Genomic DNA, 207 nt, shown 5'->3' with positions numbered 1-207 from the left:
AAAGGAGAAGCTCTGAAGCAAGCCATAGATTTTGAAAAAAATTGTTTTCGCAGTTCATCTGTATTTTCTTCTTCTATTTGATTTTTGATTAAATAAGTTTTAAATTGCACGTCTTCTTGTGTAAATTTATAAGGATTATTCTTAATTAAATCATATTCAATAGAAGCAATAGTAGGTTTTCCGTTTCTGGTGACAGGTACTATGGCA

1 protein-coding gene is annotated in these 207 nt (G+C 29.5%); it reads right to left on the bottom strand.

The window, feature by feature from the left end:
* Positions 1-207, bottom strand: a 207-nt coding sequence (locus tag BAU28_RS30660) for a DUF6157 family protein (protein WP_244158053.1), incomplete at both ends; no start/stop codon positions are given.

Origin of the sequence: Bacillus paramycoides (assembly GCF_001884235.1) — a bacterium.
GTDB classification, from domain to species: Bacteria; Bacillota; Bacilli; order Bacillales; family Bacillaceae_G; genus Bacillus_A; species Bacillus_A paramycoides.
Note: the sequence above shows the minus strand (reverse complement) of the source record. Positions and strands in the feature narration are given on the sequence as shown.